This window comes from Herbaspirillum sp. GCM10030257 (genome assembly GCF_042666555.1).
Taxonomy (GTDB): Bacteria; Pseudomonadota; Gammaproteobacteria; order Burkholderiales; family Burkholderiaceae_D; genus Noviherbaspirillum.
Genome location: NZ_JBHTDH010000017.1, coordinates 1 through 22,243, shown reverse-complemented (window position 1 = coordinate 22,243; position 22,243 = coordinate 1). Strand labels below are relative to the sequence as shown.

19 protein-coding genes are annotated in these 22,243 nt (G+C 58.0%); 14 read left to right on the top strand and 5 right to left on the bottom strand.

Annotated elements, in window-relative coordinates:
• Positions 1–4: 4 nt before the first annotated feature.
• From ACFQUU_RS21160 to ACFQUU_RS21135, 6 genes are all read left to right on the top strand, one after another.
• A complete protein-coding gene (locus ACFQUU_RS21160) occupies positions 5–1,111 on the top strand; it encodes an ABC transporter ATP-binding protein (protein ID WP_382250104.1) in 1,107 nt (368 codons plus the stop codon).
• 49 nt (positions 1,112–1,160) lie between these two features.
• On the top strand, positions 1,161–2,510 hold the full coding sequence (locus ACFQUU_RS21155) for an ABC transporter substrate-binding protein (protein ID WP_382250103.1): 1,350 nt from the start codon (positions 1,161–1,163) through the stop codon (positions 2,508–2,510).
• A gap of 72 nt (positions 2,511–2,582) precedes the next feature.
• On the top strand, positions 2,583–3,470 hold the full coding sequence (locus tag ACFQUU_RS21150; RefSeq protein ID WP_382250102.1) for a carbohydrate ABC transporter permease: 888 nt from the start codon (positions 2,583–2,585) through the stop codon (positions 3,468–3,470).
• Entirely contained in the window at positions 3,467–4,303 is an 837-nt protein-coding gene (locus ACFQUU_RS21145) for a carbohydrate ABC transporter permease (protein WP_382250101.1), read from the top strand. Before ACFQUU_RS21150 ends, ACFQUU_RS21145 begins: the two co-directional genes overlap by 4 nt.
• Before the next feature lie 3 nt (positions 4,304–4,306).
• Positions 4,307–5,077, top strand: coding sequence for an SDR family NAD(P)-dependent oxidoreductase (locus ACFQUU_RS21140; protein WP_382250100.1), 771 nt, complete (start codon positions 4,307–4,309; stop codon positions 5,075–5,077).
• A gap of 11 nt (positions 5,078–5,088) precedes the next feature.
• The gene (locus ACFQUU_RS21135) at positions 5,089–6,180 is read left to right on the top strand and encodes a glycerol dehydrogenase (RefSeq protein ID WP_382250099.1); all 1,092 of its coding nucleotides are present in this window, start codon (positions 5,089–5,091) and stop codon (positions 6,178–6,180) included.
• Here ACFQUU_RS21135 and ACFQUU_RS21130 read toward each other — a convergent pair.
• The 5 genes from ACFQUU_RS21130 to ACFQUU_RS21110 all read right to left on the bottom strand — a co-directional run bounded on the left by ACFQUU_RS21130 (position 6,177) and on the right by ACFQUU_RS21110 (position 12,006).
• Complete coding sequence (locus ACFQUU_RS21130) at positions 6,177–7,241, bottom strand: LacI family DNA-binding transcriptional regulator (protein ID WP_382250098.1); 1,065 nt, start codon at positions 7,239–7,241, stop codon at positions 6,177–6,179. The two genes, ACFQUU_RS21135 and ACFQUU_RS21130, sit on opposite strands and share 4 nt — an antisense overlap.
• A gap of 388 nt (positions 7,242–7,629) precedes the next feature.
• Positions 7,630–7,851, bottom strand: a complete 222-nt coding sequence (locus ACFQUU_RS21125; RefSeq protein WP_382250097.1) for an integrase core domain-containing protein — start codon at positions 7,849–7,851, stop codon at positions 7,630–7,632.
• Positions 7,852–8,030: 179 nt separating this feature from the next.
• Positions 8,031–9,671, bottom strand: coding sequence for an MFS transporter (locus ACFQUU_RS21120; RefSeq protein WP_382250096.1), 1,641 nt, complete (start codon positions 9,669–9,671; stop codon positions 8,031–8,033).
• Positions 9,672–9,730: 59 nt separating this feature from the next.
• Positions 9,731–10,162: a DoxX family protein gene (locus ACFQUU_RS21115; RefSeq protein WP_382250095.1), complete on the bottom strand. Its 432-nt coding sequence runs from the start codon at positions 10,160–10,162 to the stop codon at positions 9,731–9,733.
• A gap of 35 nt (positions 10,163–10,197) precedes the next feature.
• Positions 10,198–12,006 carry an amidohydrolase gene (locus tag ACFQUU_RS21110; protein WP_382250166.1) on the bottom strand — a complete coding sequence of 603 codons (1,809 nt, stop codon included), beginning with the start codon at positions 12,004–12,006 and terminating at the stop codon, positions 10,198–10,200.
• Positions 12,007–12,389: 383 nt separating this feature from the next.
• On the opposite strand from ACFQUU_RS21110, the gene ACFQUU_RS21105 reads away from it, so the two are divergent.
• From ACFQUU_RS21105 to ACFQUU_RS21070, 8 genes are all read left to right on the top strand, one after another.
• The gene (locus ACFQUU_RS21105) at positions 12,390–13,073 is read left to right on the top strand and encodes a hydrolase (RefSeq protein ID WP_382250094.1); all 684 of its coding nucleotides are present in this window, start codon (positions 12,390–12,392) and stop codon (positions 13,071–13,073) included.
• 74 nt (positions 13,074–13,147) lie between these two features.
• The gene (locus ACFQUU_RS21100; protein ID WP_382250093.1) at positions 13,148–13,429 is read left to right on the top strand and encodes a DUF1427 family protein; all 282 of its coding nucleotides are present in this window, start codon (positions 13,148–13,150) and stop codon (positions 13,427–13,429) included.
• 221 nt (positions 13,430–13,650) lie between these two features.
• Positions 13,651–14,052, top strand: a complete 402-nt coding sequence (locus ACFQUU_RS21095) for a response regulator transcription factor (RefSeq protein ID WP_382250092.1) — start codon at positions 13,651–13,653, stop codon at positions 14,050–14,052.
• A complete protein-coding gene (locus ACFQUU_RS21090) occupies positions 14,042–19,669 on the top strand; it encodes an AAA family ATPase (RefSeq protein ID WP_382250091.1) in 5,628 nt (1,875 codons plus the stop codon). The genes ACFQUU_RS21095 and ACFQUU_RS21090 overlap by 11 nt, the downstream gene beginning before the upstream one ends.
• A gap of 55 nt (positions 19,670–19,724) precedes the next feature.
• Positions 19,725–20,354, top strand: a complete 630-nt coding sequence (locus ACFQUU_RS21085) for a response regulator transcription factor (protein WP_382250090.1) — start codon at positions 19,725–19,727, stop codon at positions 20,352–20,354.
• A gap of 361 nt (positions 20,355–20,715) precedes the next feature.
• Positions 20,716–21,372, top strand: a complete 657-nt coding sequence (locus ACFQUU_RS21080) for a hypothetical protein (protein WP_382250089.1) — start codon at positions 20,716–20,718, stop codon at positions 21,370–21,372.
• A 76-nt stretch (positions 21,373–21,448) separates the two neighbouring features.
• On the top strand, positions 21,449–21,649 hold the full coding sequence (locus ACFQUU_RS21075) for a hypothetical protein (RefSeq protein ID WP_382250088.1): 201 nt from the start codon (positions 21,449–21,451) through the stop codon (positions 21,647–21,649).
• 359 nt (positions 21,650–22,008) lie between these two features.
• Positions 22,009–22,243, top strand: a 235-nt coding sequence (locus ACFQUU_RS21070) for a transposase (RefSeq protein WP_382250087.1), incomplete at its 3' end; no start/stop codon positions are given.

Sequence of the window (22,243 nt, the reverse complement as noted above, 5' to 3'; positions counted from 1 at the left end):
CGCGATGAAAAAGATCGTTCTTTCCAAAGTGTGCAAGCGCTTCGGCGAGCAAGCGGTGGTGCACGAGCTCGACCTTGAGATGGCCGACAGCGAGTTTGTCGTCCTTGTCGGACCCTCGGGTTGCGGCAAGTCGACTACATTGCGCATGCTCGCCGGATTAGAGGAAGTCAGCAGCGGGACCATCCATATCGGCGGTCGCGACGTCACCCGGCTGCAGCCCGGGGAACGCAACATCGCGATGGTATTCCAGAACTATGCGCTGTATCCGCACAAGACCGTGCATGAAAACCTTGCTTTCGGGCTGCGCATGCGAAAGGTGCCGGCAGCCGAGATTGAAAGCAAGGTACGGTGGGCGGCAGAGATGCTGGGCATCGAAAGCCTGCTCGGCCGCAAGCCGCGCGAACTCTCAGGCGGCCAGATGCAACGTGTGTCTCTCGGGCGGGCATTGGTGCGTTCGCCAGAGGTGTTCCTGCTTGACGAGCCGCTGTCTAACCTCGACGCCAAGCTGCGCATCCGCATGCGGGAAGAAATTGCCCAACTGCATAGGCGCGTCTCCACCAACATGGTCTACGTTACCCATGACCAGGTTGAGGCGATGACGCTCGGTGACCGCATCGTGATCATGAACCAGGGACAGGTACAGCAAGTGGGGCGGCCACTGGAGATCTACGACCGGCCAGCCAATCTCTTTGTCGCAGGCTTCATCGGCGCACCCGAAATGAACCTCATCAAGGGGCGGTTGCGTACCAGCGCCGGACGCTTGATATTCGATGCTCCCGGTCTGCAGATTCCGGTCGATGCCCCGCCTGCGAAGGCGCGCCCGGATAGCGAAGTTGTGCTGGGCTTCAGGCCTGAGCATGCGCGCATGACGGGTGAGGAAACCGATGGCAATGCAGCGACGGTCGTCTTGGTCGAACAACTTGGCGCGCAGACGCTGACCATGCTGGAAACGTCTGGTGCGGGTACGCAAGGTGCAGCGTCGGCACGCATCCGTGTCCTCGGCGGCCGGCGCAACGATGTGCATCCCGGCGATCGTGCGCGCATCAGTCTGGACTACTCCCGCATTCATCTTTTTGACGCCACATCGGGAGTGAATCTGGACATGGCGTAACCGTAGTGGCAGGCAGTCAATTTCATCACACTAACAGAGGAGACAAAAAATGACTCAGCGTGACCAGAACGATTTGCTGGCAGAGGAATGCCGTCTTGCCCAGGAAAAGCCACCAGTCAGCCGGCGTAGCATGCTGAAGTCAGCGGCTGCGGGCGCGGCGCTGATGGCCGTCGGTGCGCCAGCGGTATTTGCGCAGCCCAAGATCCTGCGCTTCCTGAATGCCGAGCCGGGGCGCGAATCGGTACGAGCGCTACGGGTTGCCGCGGCAGAGTACGAGAAAAAAACCGGTATCAAGGTGGTGATCGATACGGTACCGCCGGACGACGCATACAACAAGCTGCAGAGCGCTATTGCCGCAGGCACCTCCTATGACGTGGGGACACTCGCGTTTGGCGGCCATGTCTTGCTGCTCCAGCAGGCCGACAAGCTGGTGCCGCTGACCAAGCTGGTGCAGCGTCACAAGTGGGGACCGAACATCCTGTTTCCCATCAAGGGCGAGAATTACTGGTATCCGTATGACTACAACTTCTGCTGGATGTACTACCGCAAGGATTTGTATCAGCAGAAAGGGCTGAAGGTCCCGACCACCTGGGACCAGATGGCGGAAAATTGCAAGGCGCTGACGGAAGGCGGCAAATATGGTGTGGGCCATCCGGTAGGCGCGAACGCCGCAGCCCAGTGGATGTCCATCGGTTACATGTGGGCGGATGGCGTACGCATGCTCGACAACAACTACAAGCTGATCGTCGACAATGCGGAGATGAAGCCAAAGGTTGTGCGCTATCTCGAGTTCATGAAAAAGCTCGCTCCATCAATGCCGCAGGGGATGACGCAAGCCCTGTTTGGAACAGTGCTTGGACAGTACTCCGGCGGACAGATCGCGCACGCGCCGTATGCCGGACGCTTGATTGAGGTGCTGGAAGACAAGGCACCGGACCTGGTCGCCAAGACCGGGTTCTTCATGTACCCGGACTCGGGCGGCAAGTCCCAGGCCGTCAACCACGGCTACGATGGCTGGGTCGTACTCAACACGCCAATGCGCGAAGAATCGCTGAAGTTCATGGAATGGTTCGTCGACAACCACTACATCAACTTCCTGCACTCCGCTCCGCTGCACATGCAGCCGCCGCGAATAGATGTCTATGACGACGGCCGCTGGCGTGCACATCCGCTGATCGAAAAGCATGCGGAACTGGTCGAGTTCATGAAGAGTATCCTGACCCGAAAGGACGCGGTGATCCGGTCTATCGATACCGAAGGCCCGGATATCGATTTGCGGCCTGGGAAGATGTTCGAAACGTTTGCCATCTGCGACGCGATCCAGAATGTTCTGTATAAGAACATGGCGGCCACAGAGGCAGTCGACGTCATGGCAGCGAAATACCGGACCGTGCTCTGACAACCACCTTCCGGTCCCGCTGTGCAGCTGTGCAGTGGGACCGCGAATTCACGCAGCCAGTGTCAAACATCTATGCTCTCTTTTCGCACAAACAGCGACAAGCTTCTGCTAGTCGCATTCATCGCCAGCGTCGCTGTCACGCTGGTCCTGATCCTGTTTCCAGTGCTGCACGCGATCCAGCTGAGCTTCTATCGCTCGGAGTCCTTCGTCTCCGACCGCACCTGGGTAGGGCTTGGAAACTACCTGCGCATGCTGGGGGAAAGCGGTTTCTGGCGAGCGTTCGGCATCGGTGTCACGTTCAGCGTGGTCACCATACTGCTGCAAGTCACGCTCGGCATCGCTTGCGCGCTGCTGCTTGATCAGCCGTTCTTTGGGCGGCCGGTGATCCGTGGCCTTGCTGTGTTGCCTTACCTGCTGCCAACAGTGGTGGTCGCAGTTGCCTTCCAATGGCTTCTGGATGGCAGCCTCGGACTATTTACCATATGGGCGGAGCGATTGGGATTTGGGCGCCCGGCATGGTTCGAAGACGCGACGATGGCAATGCTGGTCGTGGTGGTCGCCAGCGTCTGGACCTGGACACCATTCGTCACCATCTCGTTTCTGGCAGCCTTGCAGACCATACCTAAATCCTTGTATGAGGCCGCACGTGTCGATGGTGCGGGGCCGTGGAAGAGGTTCTGGCATGTCACCATCCCGATGCTGGTTCCGATGCTGATGGTCATCGTCCTGCTCCGCAGTATCTGGATGTTCAACAAGTTCGACATCATCTGGCTGATGACCAAGGGCGGACCGCTGTCGGCCACCGAGCATTTGCCGGTCATGGCCTATCGGAAGGCCTTCTTGCAGTATGACGTCGGCGGTGGGGCGGCAGTCGCCACGCTCTCGTTCGCGGTACTGTCGATACTGATCATCGTGTACTTTTATTTCTATCCGCTGGACGGGAAGGGGAGCAATAAATGAATGACCGACCGTTGATCCTGCGCGCCATGACGTTGGTGGCAGCCGCATTGCTCGGGCTATGGTCCTTTTTCCCGATTTATTGGATGATCGCTTCCAGCGTCCGGCCCGAGCGCGATCTGTTCGCTCCGCCGATGCTGATCCCGGAAAACATCGACTGGAAATTCAGCGCCTACCGCAACCTGCTGGAGCTGACCGACTACCCGGTGCAATTCGCTAATAGCGTACAGGTCGCCCTCGCTGTCGTGGTGATTACCCTGCTGGTGTCGGTGGTGATCGCCTATGTCGTGACCCGCTACCGGATTCCGGGCAAGACCCTGATCATCGGCAGCATGTTGTATGCCTACATGTTCCCGCCGCTGCTGCTGGCGATTCCGCTACTGTCGATCTTCGCGCGCATGGGCCTTGCCGATCACCTGATCGCCGTGGTCATGGCGCACTGCACGTTGTCGATCCCGCTGGGCGTCTGGATGCTGTGGGGATTTTTCAAGGCCATGCCCTTCGATCTTGAGGAGGCAGCAATGGTCGATGGCTGCTCACGAGCCGGCGCCTTCTTTCGCATGGTGCTGCCGCTGTCGGCGCCAGGCATCATCACCGTGGCGATTTTTTCGTTCCTCCTATCCTGGACCGACTATGTGTTCTCGTTCGTGCTGGTCAACAGCGATGCGAACAAGACTCTGCCGGTCGGGTTGGCCTCGATACTCGGCAGCTTCGATGCGCGCTGGGGCGAACTGATGGCGGGCGCGACGCTGATTGCGCTGCCTCTGTTCATCATGTTCATGTTCCTGTCGCGCTATTTCATCAAGGGCCTCGCGGCTGGCGCGCTGAAAGGTTAGATCATGGATTTCGGGTTGCGGGACAAGGTTGCACTGATTACCGGCGGCGCTCGCGGCATCGGCCTGGCTGATGCGCGTGCGCTGGGAGAGGAGGGCGCGGTTATCGTGCTCAATGAACTGGACCCCGAAGCTGGGAAGGCGGCGGTCGATGCGCTGACCGGCATGGGCATACACGCGGTCTGCTACCCAGGGGACGCTGCCGACGAGTCGGTGGCACGAAATACGGTCGCTGATATCGTTGCGCGCTTCGGGCGGCTCGACATCCTGGTCAACAACGCAGGTATCGGCGTCAAGCCGGCGTACCACGTGGAAGACATGCCGGTTGATGCCTGGGACACAATGATCCAAGTCCACATGAGGAGCACCTTCCTATGGTCGCGCGAAGCGATCATTGCAATGAAGGCAAATCGCTTCGGCCGGATTATCAATGTTTCGTCAATGAACTTCACCGGCGGCGGCCGGCCAGGAGTGGCACACTATGCGGCGGCGAAGGCCGGCATCGCAGGGTTCACGCAAACTCTCGCCAGGGAAGCCGGCCCACTTGGAATTACCGCCAATGCAATTGCTCCTGGCTATGTCGAGACCGAACTGATTGCGCAGTTCTCTGAAGAGATGCGTGAGCGGCTATGCAAGCAAAACCCGGTGGGGCGCACCTGCAGGCCGGACGAAGTCGCCGCGCTAGTAGTCTTTCTCTGCTCGCACCAGGCGGCATTCATCAACGGCGAGCTGGTGTGCATGGATGGCGGCCGGCGCGATTTCTACTGGGGAAATTGAAAGGAAGAAGAATGACAGTCAAGACCATCGGCTTTCCGGGCCGGTATCTTCAGGGACCGGGTGCCATTGCCGAGCTCGGCAGCCTGCTGCAGGAATTCGGCTGCACGTCGCCGATTGTAGTCATGGACGACATCGTGCGGCAAGCTGCCGGCGCCGAGCTAGATGCCGCGCTGGCATCCTCGGGTGTGAGTGCCCGACACTTGCGCTTCGCCGGCGAGTGCACGAAGGAGGCGATCCAGGTCCTGTCCGAAGAAGGTGCCGGAGCCGATTTGGTGATTGGCTTCGGCGGCGGAAAAACCATTGATACTGCCAAAGGAGTCTCGAAGGCGGTTGGCGCGCGGCTCATGATCGTGCCGTCGATCGCCTCCAACGATTCCCCTACCAGCCGTCTGATCGTGCTCTATGACGAGCAGCATCGGGTCGCCGGCGTCGAGACCATGACGCGCAATCCTGACGTGGTCCTGGTCGATACAACGATCATCAGCCGTGCGCCAGCCCGATTTTTCAGTGCCGGACTGGGTGATGCGTTGAGCAAAAAGTTCGAGGCGCAGCAATGTCATCTGGCCGGTGGGAAGAACTTCTTCGGCACCGCCTCCCTGGCGACGGCGCGCCTTCTGGCAGATCGCTGCTACGAGACGATCATCGAGTTCGGAGCAGAGGCGGTGCGCCAGGTACGTACCCACGGTACGCCGAACGAAGCTGTCGAGCGCGCGGTCGAGGCATCCGTCCTGCTCAGCGGTCTTGGTTTTGAAAGCGGCGGCCTGTCGTTGTCGCATGCGCTCACCCGCGGCTTCACGGCGCATCCGGTACTTGGCGGATTTTTGCACGGCGAATTGGTCGCTTTCGGCACCATCGTACAACTGATCGCCGAAGATCGCCCGCTGGAGGAAGTGGAGCGGCATGCACGCTTTTGCGGTGAGCTGGGATTGCCTGTGTGCTTTGCGAACATGAACGTACCGGCTATGACGAACGAGGAATTGGACGACATCGCTGAGAGGACCTGCGCGGCGCCGTATATCGGGAATCTGCGCCCGTCGGCGGACGCTTCCCGGGTTGCCGATTGCCTCCGCCGTGCCGATGCGATTGGACGAGGGCTGGGTTAGCTGGCTTTGCGGCTCGCCGGCCGCGGCGCCGCGGTCGTGCCGCGCACGACGAGATCCAGGGGCTGCAGTGCCTCGGATACGCCGTCGCGGCGTCCCTCGATGATATCGATCAGACCAATCGCGCCGTCATATCCCATCCGGTCGATTGGCATGCGGACCGTCGTCAGCGGCGGATACATCGCTTCTGCCAGCGCACCGTCGTGGACGGTGATAACGGACAGATCCTCGGGGATACGCAGGCCGTACTGCTGGATGGCCATCACCGCGCCCGCCGCTGCCGTCAGCGTGATCGGGAACACCGCCGTCGGCGGCTCTTTTGCCCGTTGCAGCACCGCCCGCATCGCGTCGGCGCCGCCCTTGATCGTATAGCCGGATACTTCCACCAGGCTTGGGTCAAAGGCGATACCTGCGAGTTCCAGCGCATCGCGATAACCCGCGAAGCGGCCAACACCAGTGGATGGGTTGAGCTGGCCGGACAGATGGGCGATGCGGGTATGTCCGAGGCCGATCAGATGTTCCATCGCCATCCTGGCGGCTCTGGCGCTTTCGAAGTAGACCGAATTTTCAATTCCGTCGACAGTGCGGTTGAGCAGCACAACCGGCACCCGTGCTTTCCGCGCTGCCCGCAGCACGACGCTGTTATCGTCGAGCGTGGTGATCAGCAGGCCGTCAACCCGGTTGGCGGTAGCTAATCGCTCATACGCATCTTCGTCGGACGACCCCTCTCCGATGTGCGCAATCAGCAGCGAATAGCCACGTTCGCGCGCTCCCCGCTCTGCGCCGATGATCATCTGGGAAAATACCGGATTGTCGAGCTGCGGAACCGCGATGCCAAGGGTAAATGTTTTTGCCGCTCGCAGGCTGCGTGCGGTGAAGTTGGGCCGGTAGTCCAGCGCCTTTGCGGCATCCAGGATGCGTTGCCTGGTTTCTTCCGCCACACGCTGGTTCTGTACTCCGCGCAGGACCCGAGAGGCCGTGGAAACGTCGACGCCTGCGGCATGCGCTACGTCGTTGAGTGTGGCGCGGGTCGTAGCCGCAACCGGATTTTGATCATTGGACATGTGTCTGGCCAGGGCCTTCCGCGAGCCGATAGGAGAGAGGGCGTTGTGCATGGAGGAAGAAGCACCACCTCAAGGCAGATATTTTACTCGGCGCACACCCGCACGGTGAAGAAATACTACCTGATCTTATTCAGCAAAAGTCGCAACTCCCGTCGCTAGTGGCGCAAATGTACCAATTTCCTTAATGAGAGTTGCCTCACTTTTGGATTTTTCCTCTTTGTCAGCAGAGGCCCTGAAAGGTAGTTGGTAAAGGTATCGACTGCTTCCGCGCAACGCAAGGCCGATTGGACATTGTTTCAACCAACACATTTCATCAGCGTCGTCATATTCTACCGACTCCAAGTCGCCCAGGTGACTAGATGTAATGACCTACCGAGTCCTGCTCAATTTATGCTGCTAAAGCGTATGCCTGAGCAGGGGTTTTCATGCCCAGTGCCTGGTGTGGACGCTGGGTATTATAAAAGCCAATCCAGTCACCAATAACCCGGCTGGCATGCTGCAAGCTTTCAAACCGATGCCGATGTACGCATTGCTCTTTCAACGTACGAAGTACCCGTTCCACCATGCCGTTCTGTTGCGGACGATGCGGCGAAATGAATTCCTGTTTCAAGCCATAGCTTCTGACCAGTGCCGTGTAGCTACGCCCAGCCGTCACGCCCAGCCCATACCCGGCATAGATCCGTCGCCCAGCGCTGGTCCGGTGTCGTGGCTATCGACGGCAACGCTTGTACCCGCGGCCGGAACCCGTATGTATTGGAGAGCCCGCTTTGTGCCTCTCATGCGACAGCTTCATTTTGGAGCGATAAGATGCCGTACTAAAGGCGGATTCGCGCCGCGATGGAACGCGTTAACCCGGCTCTTAAGCATTTGGTCATTGACGGTATGGCGTTCATGCTGGCGCAAATGTTCCAGCCAGGATTCGACGACGAATACTTCCACATGACGGATCGGATTCTCCATATCTTCATAGACCGCCCAGGACAACGCGCCGCTTCGCCTGCGCACGCGCCGCATCTCTTGTATGGCGGCGCGGAATCCGGCCAGTTCCGTCGGGTTGATGTCATATTCGATGCTGACCATCACCGGTCCACGGTCATGCTCCATTTCGGTTTCGGCAAGCGACGCTAGCTGCGCGCGACCGAGATCGAGCGCGGGAGACATATCCAGGCGCCAGCGTAGTACCGCCGTTGATGCGACCGCCATACCGATGGCGGCGATCAGAAAGGTCGTGGTGATGCCCAGCATGGACGCGGTCTGCCCCCAGATCGCACTTCCTATCGTCATGGAGCCATAGAAGACGGTCAGGTAGGCGGCCAGCGCGCGCGCCTTGACCCAATTGGCCGTACTGCGCTGGGCTCCCACGTTGAGCGTCGACAGGACGGCGATCCAGGAGAAGCCGGCAAACAGCAGAATGGCAGCGAGCAGCCAGAAATGACGGATATAAGCTAGCGCGAGCATCGTCAGCGCGAACACCAGACTGGACAGCACGACGAGCTTGTCGGCACCGAGCGCCGCCCGTATCTTGGGCAGCAGCAGCGCACCGCCCACGGCTCCTAGGCCAATGCTGGTCAACAAAATGCCGTAGCCCCCCGGCCCCGCGCCGAGTTCTTGCCGAGCAACCAGCGGCAGCAAGGCCCAGCCTGCACTGCCAAACAGGAAGAAGGCCACCGAGCGCATCAGGACAATGCGCAGAACCGGCGCGGCATGCACATAGCGGATTCCGGTACGGATGGCGGGGAAGAAATGTTCCGGCGGCAAACGATTGGGCATCTGTGCAGGTTTCCATCGATACAGCACAACCATGACCCCGAGGACGGAAACGGCGTTGATCAAAAACACGGCGGATGGTCCGGCGAAGGACAGCACAAGGCCGCCAAGAGCCGGACCGATGGCACGGCTGATGTTGATGCCCAGCGAATTTAACGCTACTGCCTGAGGCAGGTCGGAAGAGGGCACCAAGCTGGGTACGATGGCCTGAAAGGCGGGCGCACTCATCGCCGCACCCATGCTGAGCACGAATGCAGCGCCGAGCAGCACGGCCGGTGTCACCAGCCCTCCCAGCGCCAGCGCACCCAGCCCGGCCGCGGCAATCAGCATCCACACTTGCGCGAACAACATGTACCTGCGGCGATCTATGATATCGGCCAGAACACCGGACGGAAGTGCAAAGAGAAACATCGGCAGGCTGCCGGCAGCCTGAACCAGAGCAATCATCAATGGATCGGGATTCAGGGTGGTCATCATCCAGCTTGCGCCCACATCATTCATCCATGTGCCGATATTGGACGCGACGGTCGCAATCCAGACCATGCGGAATATCGGTTGACGCAGCGGACTCCATGGCGACGTGCTCGTACTTGCCTCCGTACCGGTCCGGTTCTGGCTTGTCAACTCGGATGAACTGACCTGATTCTTTGTAGCTTGTTTCATATCGTACCTATCTAAACATGGGAACGTTCGCCTACGTCAGGCATCCCGGCGTCGTTGTGCTAGACCGAAGCCGCGGAAAAAGGAACATGAAGGCGCCACCGACCGGGGCCGCATAGCACAATCGTGGTGAAGATGATGAGGAGTAGCCAGCCGAACTGCCCTTCGGCCAACGACCATCCGGGATGTACGGCAAACATGGCAACGAGAAGAACCGCGATGACCGGCATGCATGCGAGCCGGGTCCGGACTCCGAAGGCGATAAAGAGCGGGCAGAGCAGTTCAGCCAGCAGCGCGCTCCACATGCTGACATGCGGCCCGAGTCCGAAAGGATCTTCAATGATGGCAAGCTCTGAGGAATAGTTGATTAACTTCGGCCAGCCATGCACGTAGAGCAACATGAAACTTCCGGCCAGGCGAAGGAAGAGTAGGCCGGCGTCGAGGGCGTGTCCGGCGTGACGCGTGCTTGAGGCTTTCAATCTGCGCGGTTTCATAAAGTCAGTCTAAGCCGGAGTTCAGGTTGGCCCGGTCAAAAAGAAAAGCAACTGCAGCCGAGCGCACCCCAGAAACCGCTATAGTTCGCCGCCGGCACTGATGAGAGCCGTGCCTTGTCGTGCCCATGCCCATGTACGCCGCATGCTCCGACGCATGCATGCGGGACCATCACGGCTGCACTGGATTTCGCCGGTCGGTAATGGCCGGGCACGGTCCTGACTGGCGACCATTCCGGCATGACCGGAATTGGCGCGGGGCCATGCGACGAGAACTCGCCATCCGCATGGACGACTTTTCCACCCACGATGGTAAGAACAGACTCCAGCGATTTGATATCTTCCTGAGGAATGGAAAAGAAATCGGCGGACAAGACTGCAAGGTCGGCCAGCTGCCCGGCCTGGATGCGTCCCTTCTTGTTCTGTTCCCCGGAAAACCAGGCGCTGCCGGCAGTCCATAATTCCAGCGCCGTATCCCGCGGCAGCATGCCGGCCGCGTCATAGAGGCGAGTACCGCCTACCGTGCAGCCTGAGACCAGCCAGTAGAGCGCGGTCCATGGGTTGTAGCTGGCAACCCGCGTGGCATCGGTTCCACCGCCGACCGGGACATCCATCTCGAGCATCCGCGCAACCGGGGGCGTATGGCGTGCTGCTTCGAACCCGTAACGGTCGATGAAGTATTCGCCCTGGAAGGCCATCCGGTGCTGAATCGCGATGCCACCTCCCAGCGCGCGCACCCGCTCGATATTTTTTTCGGTAATGGTCTCTGCATGGTCAAACATCCAATGCAGGCCATTAAAGGGTGTGTCGCGGTTGACCTTCTCGAAGACATCCAGCATCCGGCTGATGGATTCATCATAGGTCGCGTGCAAGCGGAAAGGCCAGCGCTGCTCGACGAGATGTCTGACTACGCGTTCAAGTTCGGCCTCCATGTTGGGCGCGAGTTCAGGACGCGGCTCAAGGAAGTCTTCGAAGTCGGCAGCGGAAAAGACCAGCATTTCGCCCGCGCCGTTATGGCGGAAGTAGTCGTCTCCCTGGCCGGGCGCCACCATCTTCGTCCAATTTTGGAAGTCCTCCAGCTCCGCGCCCTTGCGCTGAGTGAACAGATTGTAGGCGATGCGCACGGTTAATTGTCCTTCGCGGGCGAGCTGGTCAACGATTGCGTAATCGTCGGGGTAATTCTGAAAACCACCGCCAGCATCGATCACGCTGGTGACGCCTAGCCGGTTCAGTTCACGCATGAACTGCCGGGTCGAGTTGACCTGATGCTCCCTGGGCAGAGTGGGGCCTTTCGCAAGCGTCGCATACAGAATCATGGCATTGGGCCGTGCGATCAGCATGCCGGTGGGATTGCCGGCGCCATCACGCTGGATTTCACCGCCGGGCGGGTTCGGGGTATCGCGAGTGTATCCGACAGCACGCAGCGCTGCGGCATTGAGCAGGGCGCGGTCATAGAGATGCAGGATGAACACCGGCGTATCCGGCGCCGCTGCGTTGATTTCCTCCAGCGTCGGCATCCGGCGTTCCGCGAACTGAAATTCCGTCCAGCCGCCTACCACGCGCACCCATTGTGGATGCGGCGTTCGTTCCGCCTGCTGCCTGAGCATGCGCAGCGCATCGGCCAGCGAGGGGACGCCTTCCCAGCGCAGCTCGAGGTTGTAGTTCAGCCCGCCGCGGATAAGGTGGATATGCGAATCGTTGAGGCCAGGAATTACGGTGCGCCCGCCCAGGTCGATCAGGATGGAGTCAGCTGTCTTGTGGCGCAGGACGGTTTCCGTGTCGCCGATTTCAACGAACCTGCCGTCGCTGATGGCGGCGGCGCTGGCGACCGGTTGCTGCCGATTCATGGTATGGAACTTGCCATTTACCAGAATGAGATCGGGCTTTAAAGAGAGTTCCACGGGTTTGCTCCTATCGATGGCAGTACGGACGACGAGAAAGTACGTGCATTCTGCTAAGGGCGTGCGGTCGCGTCTATTATCCTTACAGGTAATATCATTCCCTCTTTCGGCGGCCTAATATGATTTCCGATCCGGGACCCTGGCCACGTCGGCCGGCGGCGCCAGCGTCCAGATCAACCAGCATGCCTGGCAAATTCCTGCCAGTCTCGCGGCGATTTACCTATTGCTTGATTCTTGTCACGCACGATGTCGAGGTTCAGGCAAAACGAGGTGCGGGTAGGGGCGTCCAGGCATGAAATTGCCCACTTTAAATCACAGAAGAGCCGAACATGACAAATCCGAAACTAGAAGTCCTCACTCCGCAGAACAGCCAGATCATCTTTATCGATCACCAGCCGCAAATGGCCTTTGGCGTCCAGTCCATCGACCGCCAGGTGCTCAAGAACAATACCGTCGCCTTGGCCAAAGCCGCGAAGATCTTCGGCATTCCGACCACCATCACCACCGTCGAAACGCAAAGCTTTTCCGGACATACCTATCCTGAACTGCTGGACGTCTTTCCCGAGTTGCCCCTGCTGGAGCGTACGTCGATGAATTCGTGGGATGACCAGAAAGTGCGTGATGCGCTTGCCGCGAACGGCCGCAAAAAAGTTATCGTCTCTGGACTGTGGACCGAAGTCTGCAACAACACGTTTGCACTGTGCGCGATGGCGGAAGGCGGGTATGAAATCTACATGGTTGCCGATGCTTCCGGCGGCACTTCTAAGGAAGCGCACGACTATGCGATGCAACGTATGATTCAGGCCGGCGTCGTGCCGATGACCTGGCAGCAAGTACTACTTGAATGGCAACGCGACTGGGCTCATCGCGAAACCTATGACGCCGTAATGAATGTCGTGAGGGAACATTCTGGCGCCTACGGCATGGGCGTAGATTATGCATACACGATGGTGCACAAGGCTCAGCCGCGCTCATCGAGCCATGAGACGCTGGCTCCGGTTCCTGCCCGCTGATTGTCAGCCTTGCATCGGTCGCCGGACAACTACGGCTTCGCGACTGATGCATTAACATCCATCCGGGAGTTCATATGAAGTTGTATCTGGTTTCCTTACTGACGGGATTGCTGGCCGGAGTGCTCTACTCGGTGCTCAATGTACGTTCGCCTGCGCCTCCTGTGATTGCCCTGTTGGGTCTGCTCGGCATGCTCGTAGGCGAGCAGATCGTGCCAACCGCAAAGCGCCTGGCCTCAGGCGAACCTGTGACGATGTCCTGGTTCCGCGCCGAATGCGTGCCCAAAATTATGGGCGCTCCTTCCGACAAGCCGGACTCCGCAGTCGTGGCCTCAGGCGCAATGCAGCGCGATTCCTAATGCCGGCCTTGCCAGTCCAGGTCTTCACTACCGGTATATCTCCATGGTATGCCGTAACGAACCCGTAGCGGCCGCATTTTTCGCGTTACAATCAAAAAACATAGATCCTTATCTGGCGACATACACGCACGTGCGCAGTGAGTCCCAATGCAGCAGCTGGAAACTTCTACGCTTTTTTCCGATCCGGAACCTATTTCCAGTCAACCCACTCGAGGCGCAACATGCTTGACCCATCAATCGACCAGAGCCTTATTGCCATCGTCGATGACGAACGTTCCGTACGAAGGGGGTTGAGCAACTTGCTGAAGTCCGAGGGTTACCTGACCGAGTGCTTTCCTTCCGGTGAATCCTTCCTTGCATCCGACCAGCATGCCAAGTTTGATTTCCTGATACTAGATGTCAAGCTGGGAGGAGTGGATGGCTTCGAAGTGCGGCAGCATCTTGCCGACTCCGGAGTCGATATTCCGGTCATCTTCGTTTCCGCGGTCGGGGATGAGCTCACCAGGAAGCGTGCATTGGGATCGGGAGCCATCTCGTTTTTCCACAAGCCTATCGACGTCGACGCCCTGTTGGGCGATATTCACGCAACGCTCGTCGGGCGGGGGGATGCCAATGAGGAGTGATGAACTGGAACTCGACAAGATTCCGCAGTCCGCAAACCTAAACACTTTGGGCGCCCTGGATGCCAGTTCGCTCGACGGCTTCGTATTCGAGCCGATCCGGCAGGATGGCGTGCTCTCACTATACCGAGGCCGTCATCAGCACGCCGAAGCAAGCGTGCTGGTGGCGCAGGCGGCGACAGCCGCCGACGGCGTCGAAGCCGCGCTCAAGCTCGCCAATGAATACGCATTGCGGGATATCCTCAATCCCACCTGGGCGCTGGTGCCACGCGCCTCCATGCTGTGGCACGGCGGTCCCGCGCTGATCTACGATGACATCGGCGTCGTGCCGCTCGATGAAATGCGGGCCCAGCTCATCGAAGTCGACGTCTTTCTGGAGTGTGCCGCCGCCATCGCAGGGGCAGTCCGGCACATGCACGCAGCCGGGATCCAGCATAACAATGTTAAGCCTTCCAATCTTCTTGTCGGAAGCGAGGGCAATTGGCTCATCACCGGTTTCGGCGGGGCATCGCGCATCTCCGGCGCGGACCCGCGCGATCAACCTAAGATACTTAGCACAACTTTCGCCTACATGTCCCCCGAGCACACGGGGCGGACCAGGCGCAGGACTGATACCCGCAGTGACTTGTATTCGCTTGGCGTGATCTTCTATGAACTGCTCACCGGACGATTGCCGTTCAATCTGGGCGCGGATGCCGACAGCGCCGACTGGATACACCAGCACTTGGCCAGCGAGCCAACGGCGCCGCACCTTGTGCTTCCCGGAATTCCCGGGCAACTTTCGGCATTGGTCCTGAAACTTCTTGCCAAGAACCCGGACGCCCGTTACCAGACTGCAGCCGGACTGGAGAGCGACCTCAAGCGCTGCCGTCTTCTCTGGGCGAAGGCGCACCGCATTGAGGAATTCCCGCTCGGCTCGCACGAGACGAACGGCGAGCTGATGTTCGGCGACAAACTCTACGCTAGGGATACTAGCCTGCAGTCCTTGCTCCGCGCCTTCGACCATGTCGCGGCGGCGCGCACGCGTGCTCTCGCAGTGGTGCACGGGCAGTCCGGCGTCGGCAAGTCCGCGCTGTTGTCGTCCTTTTTCGCGCAGTTGCGGCTACGGCACGCCTGCGTGGCCACAGGCAAGGTAGACCAATATTCGAAGGACTTGCCTTATGCGGTCATCGCACAAGCATTACACAGCTTGGTCATGCATATCGTCGCCCAGTCGGACGAGACGGTGGCTTTTTGGCGTCAGCGGCTGCTGCACGCGCTCGGCGAGCATGGCGACCTTGCATTGAACCTCGTTCCAGCGCTAGAACATCTGGTCGGTGATGTTGCGCCGGTGCCCGATTTGCCCGCTCCGCAGGCACAGATCAGATTCCGTGCTGTCATGCAACGTCTCCTCGGTGCGTTTGCCTCGCCCGGCGAGCCGCTGGTGCTGATAATCGACGACCTGCAATGGATCGATCCGCCATCAATGCAGCTGCTTGAGTATGTGATGAGCTGCGCCGAAGACATCCCGCTGCTGCTGATTGCCGCCTACCGTGATGAAGGGGGGACCGCGGACCCACTGTTCGAATCCATGCTCGACAGCCTGCATTCACAGTCAAGCTCGGTCGTTGAAATTACTCTGGAGGGCTTGAGTGCGAAGGCCATCGAACGCATGATTGCGGACTTGTTGGGGCAGAGCCCCCGCGAAGTACGCGACCTGGGCCGCCTGATCTACGAAAAAACGAACGGTAACCCGTTTTTTGTACGACAGTTCGTCAAGGCCATCGTCGACGATGGCCTGATTGTATTCGATGCGGCGAAAGCGGAATGGAGATTCGATCTGCCTGCGATCCGCGAGACGACCTATACCGACAACGTGGCCATCCTAGTTCTTCAACGCTTGTCCCGCATGCCTCCCGACACAAGATATCTGCTCGGCGGACTGGCATGTCTCGGACGGCATACGGCCGTCGAGACACTGGCCCGGCTTCATTCCAGAAGCGTAGCGGAAGTTGGCGAGCTGCTGGAGCCCGCGCTGAAGGCGGAAGCCGTATTTTTTTCCAGGGACGGACTCGGATTCTGTCATGACCGCGTGCAGGAAGCGGCCTACATGATGATCAATGAGGACCAGCGGTACAAACTTCACCTAGCCATCGGACGGCAACTGCTGGACGTGGCGATTGCCAGCGACCATGATGAAGACCTGTTCCGAGCCTACGACCATCTTGCCATCGCTGCGCCGCTCATCGTCGACAAGGCCGAAAGGCTCGCTGTCGCTAACCTGGGATTGAGCGCAGCAAAGAAGGCCAAGCGTGCGATCGCATACGACTCCGCGATGACTTACATCCATACGGCGCTGTCGCTGGTGAATGGCAACTGCAGCGGCGATGGCTCAGGACTCGTCTTTCCATTGATGCTGGAGCTGGCAGAATGCAAGCTGATCTGCGGAAAACTCTCCGATGCCGGCCGTGTCGTCGACGATCTGCTGGCGAGGCCAGCGCCGGCCGCGGACAGGGCCATGGCCTTCTGCCTGAAGACTGAACTGCACCTGCGCCGGTCCAACAGCGGCAAGGCCGTCGACACAGCGCTGGAAGGCCTACAAGGCCTTGGCATTTTCATTGATCGGCATCCGACTGAAGCCGATTGCGCTCTTGCTTACCAAAGCGTAGCCGTTAAGCTCACCGACCAGCCGGAGCAGGTATTGCTTGCGCTCAAGCCCTTGCAAGATACGGAAGTGGAAGCGGCGTTGGCCTTGCTGTCGGTACTGTCAGTTCCGGCAAGTTTTACTGATGACCGTCTTCAGTTCTTACAGCTATGCCATACGCTTGATCTAACTCTCAAGCATGGTATGACGGGGGCAGGGACAGTTGCACTGAGTTGGTTCGGAGTACTAGTCGGCCATCGTTTCGGCAAATATCACGATGGCTTCCGGTACGGTCAGCTATCGCGCGCATTGGTCACGAAACATCACTATCTGGATTATGAGGCGAAGACACTGCTTCCTCTGGACCAGCTGAGCGTGTGGACCCAGCCGCTCACGTTCTCAATCGACTGTGCGAAAGCGGGCTTCACGGCGGGCGTCGCGCATGGGGATACGACGATGGCGTGCTTCGAATGCTGCCATCTGGTGGCTAATTATCTCACGCGCGGCGATCATCTCGATTCGGTCTGGGCTGAAGCCGAGCGTGGGTTTTCCTTCGTACGGCAGGCGGCGTTCCAGGACGTGGAAGCCATCCTGAGCATACAAATGCGCTTCATCGATAATCTGCGCCGCAGCGACTCCTCGCCTTTTTCAGGCAATAACATTTTGCTGTCCGACCTAGATCTGCTGACGGGAAAAGACAACGAACGCATGCCTACGCTGTTGTTCTGGTTCTGGTTGTACAAAGCGATCAGCCATTACCTTGCGTCCGAATTCGAACAGGCATGGATGTGCCTGAACAAGGCAGAACATTTAGCCTGGTCTGCTCCTGGCCATATCCATCTGCTCGATTTCCATCTTTTCTATGCGCTCACGCATGCCGCCCGAGCCGCCTCTACGGGCGACGTTGAAGCGGCTCGCGCAAAAATCCGGCCGCATTACGACAAGATCGCCGAATGGGCAAGCATCAACCCGGGCAGTTTCGCGGACAAGGAAGCGCTCGTTCAGGCTGAGCTGGCCCGGCTGGACGGCGATCCTTGGAAAGCGCTCAATTTGTATAGCAAGGCCATTCGCCATGCCGAGGAACAGGGGTTCGTGCAGTACGCTGCATATGCACATGAACTAGCGGCGCGGCTTTACCTCAATGCAGGCATGCAAACCGCGGGCGAAGCGCATCTTAACAGTGCGCACAATGCGTACCGATGTTGGGGGGCGACCGCAAAAGCAAAGCAGCTGGAACTGCGCTATCCGATGCTGCTGCAAAAGCGGGTTAGTCCATTTCATGCGACGGTCGCCATTGCCGAGAGTACGGAAGGACGCGATATGGCCAGCGTGATCCGGTCGGTACGTGCGCTTTCGGAAGAAATCCATCTGGATAGCCTGATCAAGGTGCTGATGACGACAGCGATCGAGCATGCAAGCGCCCAGCGCGGTTTCCTGATCCGCTTGCAAGAAGGGACTCCCTTTATTGCCGCTTGCGCCGAAACGTCTTACTCGGGGGTTGCCGTGAAACTGGTTCACGATGTGCCCGGCGCCGGCGACTTGCCCCTGTCCATACTGCAGACTACGATGCGCACCCTGCAGCCTGTGCACTATGCCGGCAGCATGCTGCCGAGCCCGTTCATGTCAGATCCTTACCTGCAGGACAAGTTGGATTGCGCGGCGATGTGCATTCCCTTAGTCAAGCGCGGCGAACTGGTCGGCGTGCTGTACCTAGAGAACCGCATGATGTCGGAGGCCTTTACCGATTCGCATGCGAAAGTACTGGAAATTCTGGCGGCCCAAGCCGCGATCTCGCTGGAAATTGCAAGACTCTATTCCGAACTGATGGAAGAAAATACGCAGCGCCGCAAGGCCGAAGGCGCGCTCAAGGCCAGCGAGGCGACCCTGGAACTCGGGGAGCAGATCAGCCATACCGGCAGCTGGCATTGGGACCTCGATCAGAATGTCGTCAGCTGCTCGGCGGAGTTTTGCAGAATTTTCGGACTGGACATGCAGAAGCGTCGCCTGCCGTTTGACGAGGTCATTGCTCATATCCACCCCGACGACCGTTCAATGGTACTTGATTCTTTACATTCAAGCACCGTCGAGCAGAGAGCCATCCACGTTGAGTACCGCATCCTGCGTGCAGATAGCAGCATCCGCTACTTGTTCGGCGTTGGCAAGCCGTCCGGCGGGGAAGACGATGCGGTCAGTTACGTCGGCACTGTTACTGATATCACCGAGCGCCGTGCTTCCGAAGATGCTTTGCGGATTTCCCAAGCCGAACTTGCGCGCGTCACGCGTATTACTACGGTAGGGCAGCTGACCGCCTCGATTGCACATGAAATCAACCAGCCGCTGATGTCTATCGTCTCGAATGGCGGCGCCAGCCTGCGCTGGCTCGACCGGAACCCGCCGGAACTCGGGGAGGTGCGTGCCGGCTTGAGCGAGATTGTCAGCGAAGCCGGGCGCGCCGGCCATATCATCCGTAGCTTGCATGCATTGACCCTTAACTGCGGCCCGGTCATGGGACCGGTCGATCTCCATGATACGGTTCGCCATATTCTAGCCATTGCCCGTAGCGAGATCGAGCGGCGGGCCGTGTCCATTGAATTGTGTTTAGCAGCGCATGCCTACGAAGTGTTGGGCGACAGCGTGCAACTGCAGCAGGTATTGTTGAATCTTGTCGTCAACGCGATAGACGCCATGAGTGAAGTCGTCGGCCGCGCCCGCGTGCTGTCGATATCGTCGCATAATGTGGAAGAAGGCCAAATTCTGATTTCCGTGCAAGATACGGGTGTCGGCCTGAGCGCCGAAGCGAAAGAAAGAATTTTCGATCCGTTCTACACGACCAAGCGGCACGGCATGGGCATGGGGCTTGCGATTTCGCGCTCGATTGTCGACGCTCATCGCGGCCGCCTCGAAGCCTCCGCGGTTGAGCCCTGCGGCAGCATCTTCTCCTTGGTGCTGCCTCTTGTCGAGGCGGGCCATGAAGCAACTCGTCCTGAAGTAAGATGACAGGGATTTGGTGCGCTAATGACGAACGGCGTGTGGCAATGCAAAGAGGAAAGTCATGGAAAAGCTAGTTTTCATAGTCGATGATGACAAAGCCGTGCGAGCTTCTGTGGCAAGGCTTTTACGTTCGGCCGGACATGCCTCAAAGGAATTTGCGACGGCGGAAGAGTTCCTTCAGGAACCGTCCCACGCTATGCCTGCCTGTCTTGTCCTCGACATGCGTCTAACCACGGCCAGCGGATTCGACGTGATCGAAGCGCTGGCGCTCAAGGGCAGTACCTTACCTGTTATTTTCATTACAGGATATGGATCAATTCCGATGAGCGTACGCGCGATGAAGGCAGGCGCCCAGGAATTTCTCACTAAGCCCATCGATAGCGAAGATTTACTTCGGGCAGTCGACGAGGCGCTTGTTAGTGCCGAGGTCAACTTCCATGCGCACCGTGATCTGCTGGAATCCAAGCAGCGCTACACCACGCTCACCCAACGCGAGCGTGAGGTTCTTGGCTTGGCCATTGGAGGTCTGATGAATAAGCAAATCGCCATGGAGTTGGGCATCCAGGAAGTGACCGCCAAGGTGCACAAGCAGAAGGTCATGGAGAAGATGGGAGCCAGAAATCTGGTGGGCCTAGTGAAGATCGCTCAACGCCTCAATATTCCGAGCACCAAGAGCCGCTACACATCCTAGTCATTCTCTCTGCAGCGTTAAGTCGTTACGAGCTTGAACTGAAGTTAGCAGATAGCGAAGCGAGATTTGATATTTTTCTTTCGAGAAGTTTTACTTCGAAACGATGCGGATAAGGATGACTTCTTATAAACCAAGCATGAACGCCGAAGACTGTGGCTGGTCCAGCAACTTTGGTGGTTGCCCAGGAGCAGTATTCTGGTTGACGTTTTTCACGGTGAATTAATACTGTATGAATGTACAGTATACTGTTGCAAGCCTTGAGGTATATGCCTTGCGGAGGATCAAGCGAAATGTTTAATCAGACACCATCCCAGCTTATCAGACACGTCGTGCCGTATAAACCTAGTTATGTGGCATGACAATGATTAATCCCACACCGGACACACTTGAGCTCGGCGCTGTGTATAAGCCAGATTGGGACGAGCGACTCATTCGAGTAATTGCGTTCGATAACAACGTAGTGATGTATGACGTATGGTGGCCCGGTGTCGAGGGCTGGGGGCTGGGGAAACTTACCGGGAAAGTTGCCTACTACAGGATTTCAACCCAGTTATTGTTGGCACGCGCCTCTTACGTCAGAACGGATGAGTATTCGGAACTTGAATTCAAAACAAATCGTCCTGACCTGCCGTTCTCATTCTCGCAATCCACGGCATTAAATTGGTATGACCAAGTGCCAGAAAATATCGAGCGCCTTGCTCACATTTTTGAGGTATGTGGCGAAGGTGCAGGAGCTGCATGTGCGCCGTGTTTAGGCACCGCCCAGGTATATGTTTCTCCTTTTGGTCCTAAAGGCAGCAGTAAGCCAGCTATTTTGATAAAGGCGGACGACGGTAACGCGTTCACAGTAGCGGAATTGCTTTGGAATGCATGGCAATTGCAGTTGCCAAATCTTCGTGAAACTCGACTTACCGACGGTGTTGGGCTGTATAGGTTGGGGTTGCAAAAGCAAATCCCTTCCTACTACATCTGGGGCGCGAAAAGCCGCCTTGAAGAGGCCAGTAGCAATGCGACATAACTCGAAGCTCGACACCGACGCCTTTGGCGCTGGTCAACGTAATCGTTATACGTCATATTCTTACTGAAACTTATTTATGGATGAACTCAAAAAGGCTTCGGTATCAACGGCTTTACGCTATGCCGTTCCGGGAATGGCATTGGCAGCGATCGGATATGTCTTTGATCTGGGACGCTCGAGCAACGTGTTAATGATGATCGGGGCGGCAATGCTTGTCGCCGCGCGCCTAACGCAAATTATGATTAGTGCAGAAGAGAAGAAGCGAAAGGATTCGTAACTGCACAAACTTTGTGCGTTATGATGGTAAGCATAATAATGCTTAACGTGGTATTCAGTTTTGACGCACGCCGCGCACCCCAATTGAGCGTTAAGAATATAGACTACACATGACCCAATACATCAGCAGTTTGAGACTGCTAGTTTTAATGCCAGCTTTTATTCTCTTGGGCTGCGCTACGGTTTCATCCAATAGCCAACGATTTGTAAAATCGGAACAGCCATTGCCTGGCCACGCACGGCTCTATATTTTTCGACCCAGTTTTTCTTCTGTTGACCGATATGACAGTCCAACCTTACTAGAACTCATTCCATAAATAGGTAGTCGATGCTTTTTTCGGATTCGTATGGTTTTTCATCATGTCACGAAGAGAAGAGCTTACCGACGAGCAATGGGGGCTACTGGAGCCGTTGCTTCCCGTAACAGCGCGGCGACTCGATGGCCGTGGTCGACCTGAAGTCCACAGCGATCGGGCAGTACTCAATGGCATTTTGTGGGTATTGCGTACCGGGGCGTGCTGGGCCGATCTTCCCGACCGGTTTCCTTCCGGGTCCACCTGCTTCAGGCGCTTTAGTCGCTGGGTCAGAGCCGGCG

Coding starts and splice junctions, on each gene's coding strand:
- ACFQUU_RS21100 (WP_382250093.1), top strand. CDS start 13,148: ATGAAGTTGTATCTGGTTTCCTTACTGACGGGATTGCTGGCCGGAGTG.
- ACFQUU_RS21095 (WP_382250092.1), top strand. CDS start 13,651: ATGCTTGACCCATCAATCGACCAGAGCCTTATTGCCATCGTCGATGAC.
- ACFQUU_RS21105 (WP_382250094.1), top strand. CDS start 12,390: ATGACAAATCCGAAACTAGAAGTCCTCACTCCGCAGAACAGCCAGATC.
- ACFQUU_RS21140 (WP_382250100.1), top strand. CDS start 4,307: ATGGATTTCGGGTTGCGGGACAAGGTTGCACTGATTACCGGCGGCGCT.
- ACFQUU_RS21160 (WP_382250104.1), top strand. CDS start 5: ATGAAAAAGATCGTTCTTTCCAAAGTGTGCAAGCGCTTCGGCGAGCAA.
- ACFQUU_RS21155 (WP_382250103.1), top strand. CDS start 1,161: ATGACTCAGCGTGACCAGAACGATTTGCTGGCAGAGGAATGCCGTCTT.
- ACFQUU_RS21110 (WP_382250166.1), bottom strand. CDS start 12,006: ATGAATCGGCAGCAACCGGTCGCCAGCGCCGCCGCCATCAGCGACGGC.
- ACFQUU_RS21135 (WP_382250099.1), top strand. CDS start 5,089: ATGACAGTCAAGACCATCGGCTTTCCGGGCCGGTATCTTCAGGGACCG.
- ACFQUU_RS21090 (WP_382250091.1), top strand. CDS start 14,042: ATGAGGAGTGATGAACTGGAACTCGACAAGATTCCGCAGTCCGCAAAC.
- ACFQUU_RS21085 (WP_382250090.1), top strand. CDS start 19,725: ATGGAAAAGCTAGTTTTCATAGTCGATGATGACAAAGCCGTGCGAGCT.
- ACFQUU_RS21080 (WP_382250089.1), top strand. CDS start 20,716: ATGATTAATCCCACACCGGACACACTTGAGCTCGGCGCTGTGTATAAG.
- ACFQUU_RS21075 (WP_382250088.1), top strand. CDS start 21,449: ATGGATGAACTCAAAAAGGCTTCGGTATCAACGGCTTTACGCTATGCC.
- ACFQUU_RS21145 (WP_382250101.1), top strand. CDS start 3,467: ATGAATGACCGACCGTTGATCCTGCGCGCCATGACGTTGGTGGCAGCC.
- ACFQUU_RS21115 (WP_382250095.1), bottom strand. CDS start 10,162: ATGAAACCGCGCAGATTGAAAGCCTCAAGCACGCGTCACGCCGGACAC.
- ACFQUU_RS21130 (WP_382250098.1), bottom strand. CDS start 7,241: ATGTCCAATGATCAAAATCCGGTTGCGGCTACGACCCGCGCCACACTC.
- ACFQUU_RS21150 (WP_382250102.1), top strand. CDS start 2,583: ATGCTCTCTTTTCGCACAAACAGCGACAAGCTTCTGCTAGTCGCATTC.
- ACFQUU_RS21120 (WP_382250096.1), bottom strand. CDS start 9,671: ATGAAACAAGCTACAAAGAATCAGGTCAGTTCATCCGAGTTGACAAGC.